The sequence below is a fragment of the Intrasporangium sp. genome (genome assembly GCF_051961875.1).
In the GTDB taxonomy this organism is placed as follows: domain Bacteria; phylum Actinomycetota; class Actinomycetes; order Actinomycetales; family Dermatophilaceae; genus Intrasporangium_A.
In genome coordinates this window covers 1-3333 of the sequence record NZ_JBQCCV010000028.1, presented here as the reverse complement: position 1 = coordinate 3333, position 3333 = coordinate 1, and the positions used below count along the sequence as shown (strand labels likewise).

4 protein-coding genes and 1 pseudogene are annotated in these 3333 nt (G+C 69.5%); 2 read left to right on the top strand and 3 right to left on the bottom strand.

All coding sequences use genetic code 11. The annotated features are described in order from the left end of the window. A partial coding sequence (locus ACTHJJ_RS01710) for a PASTA domain-containing protein (protein ID WP_440301207.1) occupies window positions 1-517 on the top strand: 517 nt, incomplete at its 5' end. A 77-nt stretch (window positions 518-594) separates the two neighbouring features. Next, window positions 595-2289 (top strand): Stk1 family PASTA domain-containing Ser/Thr kinase, encoded by a 1695-nt coding sequence (gene pknB / locus ACTHJJ_RS01705; protein WP_440301206.1) that lies wholly within the window; start codon window positions 595-597, stop codon window positions 2287-2289. A 13-nt stretch (window positions 2290-2302) separates the two neighbouring features. Here the strand turns inward: pknB and ACTHJJ_RS01700 are convergent, their stop codons facing one another. The 3 genes and pseudogenes from ACTHJJ_RS01700 to ACTHJJ_RS01690 form a co-directional block, all read right to left on the bottom strand. Next, the gene (locus ACTHJJ_RS01700; RefSeq protein ID WP_314146187.1) at window positions 2303-2941 is read right to left on the bottom strand and encodes an anthranilate synthase component II; all 639 of its coding nucleotides are present in this window, start codon (window positions 2939-2941) and stop codon (window positions 2303-2305) included. After that, entirely contained in the window at window positions 2938-3096 is a 159-nt protein-coding gene (locus ACTHJJ_RS01695; RefSeq protein ID WP_314146186.1) for a hypothetical protein, read from the bottom strand. Before ACTHJJ_RS01695 ends, ACTHJJ_RS01700 begins: the two co-directional genes overlap by 4 nt. A 3-nt stretch (window positions 3097-3099) precedes the next feature. After that, window positions 3100-3333, bottom strand: a pseudogene (locus ACTHJJ_RS01690) (class E sortase); the annotation flags it as partial.

Here is a 3333-nt window from a genome sequence, read left to right as displayed (position 1 = left end):
CGAGAGCGACTTCATCGGTCTGAGCGCCGACGAGGCGCGCGCCAAGCTGCAGGGTCTCGGGATGGTCGCGAACGTCCAGCAGGGCACCGCCGCGACGTCAGCCAACCAGGTGAACAAGGTCTACTCCGTGAACCCGACCGGTCCGGTTCCGATCGGCTCGCAGGTCACGGTGAAGGTCTACTCCGACGTCACCCCCATCCCCACCCCGACCGACACCGTCTCGGCGAACCCGCCGTCGGGTCAAGGGATGGCGAATTCCCAGATCACCGTGTCGTTCGGTTCCGCCACCTGCCCCGCGGGCCAGAAGCTCACGGGCCGCCGCCTCTACATCAATGGGCAGGCGCAGGCGCCGGTCAACGACACGAAGTTCACCTGGTCGCCGAGCTCCGAAGGGGACTACTCGCTGACCTACACGATCTTCTGCAACCAGGGCGAGTCGATCGAGTCGGGGCAGAGCCCGGCAGCGGACTACAAGGTGCTCCCCGCGGTGGGCCCGACCTCGACGCCGACGCCCTGACGCCGCCCTCTCGCGAGGGAGATGTCCAGAATCGGCCCGCTACACTAGCCGGAGTCACCACCCGTAAGGAGTCCGCATTGAGCCCAGATAGCCGCCTGCTCGCAGGCCGATATCAGGTGGGCGAACTCATCGGGCGTGGCGGGATGTCCGACGTGCACCGCGGACAGGACACCCGCCTCGGACGCACGGTCGCCATCAAGCTCCTCAAGCCGTCGCTCGCCACCGACCCCGCCTTCCGCACCCGGTTCCGGCAGGAGGCCCAGGCCGCGGCGCGGATGGCGCACCCCACGATCGTCCGGGTGTTCGACGCGGGCGAGGAGACGGTGCGCGAGCCCAACGGGCACGAGGCGCAGCTGCCCTTCATCGTCATGGAGTACGTCGACGGCGTGCTGCTGAAGGACCTCATCAAGCAGGGGCCGCTCGAGATGTCCGAGGCGGTCCGCATCACCGAGGGCATCCTCACCGCGCTCGAGTACAGCCACCGCGCCGGGGTCGTGCACCGCGACATCAAGCCCGGCAACGTGATGATCACCAAGACCGGCCAGGTCAAGGTGATGGACTTCGGGATCGCGCGCGCCATCAGCGACTCCTCCGCCACCGTCGCCCAGACCACGGCCATCCTCGGCACGGCGAGCTACTTCTCGCCAGAGCAGGCCAAGGGCGAGACGGTGGACGCGCGCACCGACCTCTACTCGACGGGCGTCGTCCTGTTCGAGATGCTGGCCGGCCGGCCGCCGTTCCGCGGCGACACCCCGGTCGCGGTCGCCTACCAGCACGTGAGCGAGACGGCGGTAGCGCCGAGCTCGATCAACCCCAAGGTCTCTCCGGCGATGGACGCTGTCGTCGCGCACGCACTCGCCAAGGACCGCTTCGAGCGCTACCAGACGGTCGCCGACTTCCGCCACGACCTCGACGAGGCCGCCGCGGGACGCGTCCCCGTCCACAAGAAGGAGGATGACTTCGCGGAGACGCTCTTCGGGGCCCCTCCGACCACGTCCTCCGGCCCGGAGGCGGCGTTCCGTCAGCTGGCGGAGGACCAGACGATGGTCCGCACGCAGCGCCGCCCACCGGTCATCTGGATCTGGGCGGGCGTCGCGGTGATGGCCGTCGTCATCGTCGCGGTCCTGGCCTGGGTGCTGCGTCTCGCGCCGAGCACGACCATGCCCGAGACCTCTCGGCCCGTCCCGAACCTGTCCGGGCAGACCGTGGATGCGGCGAGCAAGAAGCTCGAGGATCTCAGCCTCAAGTGGACGCAGACGCAGGAGGCCAGCTCCACCTATCCGTCTGGTGAGGTGATCAGGACCGACCCCGCCGCCGGCATCGTCATGGCGAAGGGCGAGACCGTCACCCTGATCGTGTCCACCGGCAAGAAGGCGGTGGCCGTCCCCGATCTGACCAACATGACGGCCGACGCCGCCAAACAGGCCTTGCAGGCCGTCGGGCTCACGGTCGGGCCGACGACGACCGAGAACTCCCCGAGCGTCGCCGCGAATGTCGTCATCTCGTCGAGTCCTGCCGCCGGGCAGAACGCGCACGAGGGCGACGCGATCGGCCTCACCGTGTCGAGCGGCAAGGTGACGCTGTCCGACCTGACCGGCCAGTCCATCCAGGCGGCCTCCGGCATCCTCTCGCAGCTCGGCCTCACGGCCGCGCCGAAGGCGGATCCGTCGTGCCCGCAGGACAAGGGCGCACCGCTGGTGCACACCCAGTCCGTCGATCCCGGCGACGTCCCGCAGGGGACGACGGTCGAGCTGACCTACTGCTCGGGCTGACGGCCGAGGCCGCTCAGCCGAGCTTGACCAGCGGGTTCAGCGCGCGCGACGCCTCGGCAGCACCGGCGAGGCCGGCGGCCTCCAGCCAGTTGCCGAGCATCCGGTAGCCGCCCTCGGTGAGCACGGACTCCGGGTGGAACTGCACGCCATAGATCGGCGCCGTGCGGTGCTGCAGGGCCATGATCACGCCACCGCCGGTGCGCGCCGTCACGAGCAGCTCGTCCGGCATGGTGCCGTCCACCACGGCGAGCGAGTGGTAGCGGGTCGCGGTGAACGGCTGCGGGACCCCGTCGAACAAGACGCTGTCGTCGTGCTCGACCTGCGACGTCTTGCCGTGCATCAGCTCCTCGGCGTTGGTGACCACGCCGCCGAACGCCTCGGCGATCGCCTGGTGCCCGAGGCACACACCCAGCAGCGGCTGCCCGGTCTCGAGGGCACGCTCCACGACCGGGATCGAGACGCCGGCGTCGGCCGGCTTGCCCGGCCCTGGCGAGATGAGCACCGCGTCGTACTCGGCCAGCCTGGCCGGCAGCTCCTCGACGGGGATGTCGTCGTTGCGCACCACGTCGGTCTCGGCGCCGAGCTCACGGAGGTAGCCGTTCAGCGTGTAGACGAACGAGTCGTAGTTGTCGATGACGAGTACGCGGGTCACGGGCCCACGGTACCTTCCTGGGGTCCCAAGAGCGAATCCACCCAGGGGAAGACCCAGGTCACGAGCACGAACAGCACGGCCGCGAGCAGCACGAGCAGGATCAGGATGCGGACCCAGACCGGGCCGGGCAGGATGCGCCACAACGCTCCGTACATCCCTCAGCCTCCCTTCACGACGGAGGCGAGCGCGGCGGGCACGTCCTGCGGCGCCGCGTAGCTCTCGAACACGTTGTAGGCGATCAGCCGCTCGCCCGCGTGGAACGGCGGGTTGCAGGTGGTGATCGTCATGAGCCGGTCGACCGGCTTGACGTCGGGATGCCGGGGCACCGCGGCGACGACCTGGATGGCCGCGGGCTGCACGTACTCGAAGTTGCGGAACGTGTACGTGTACCA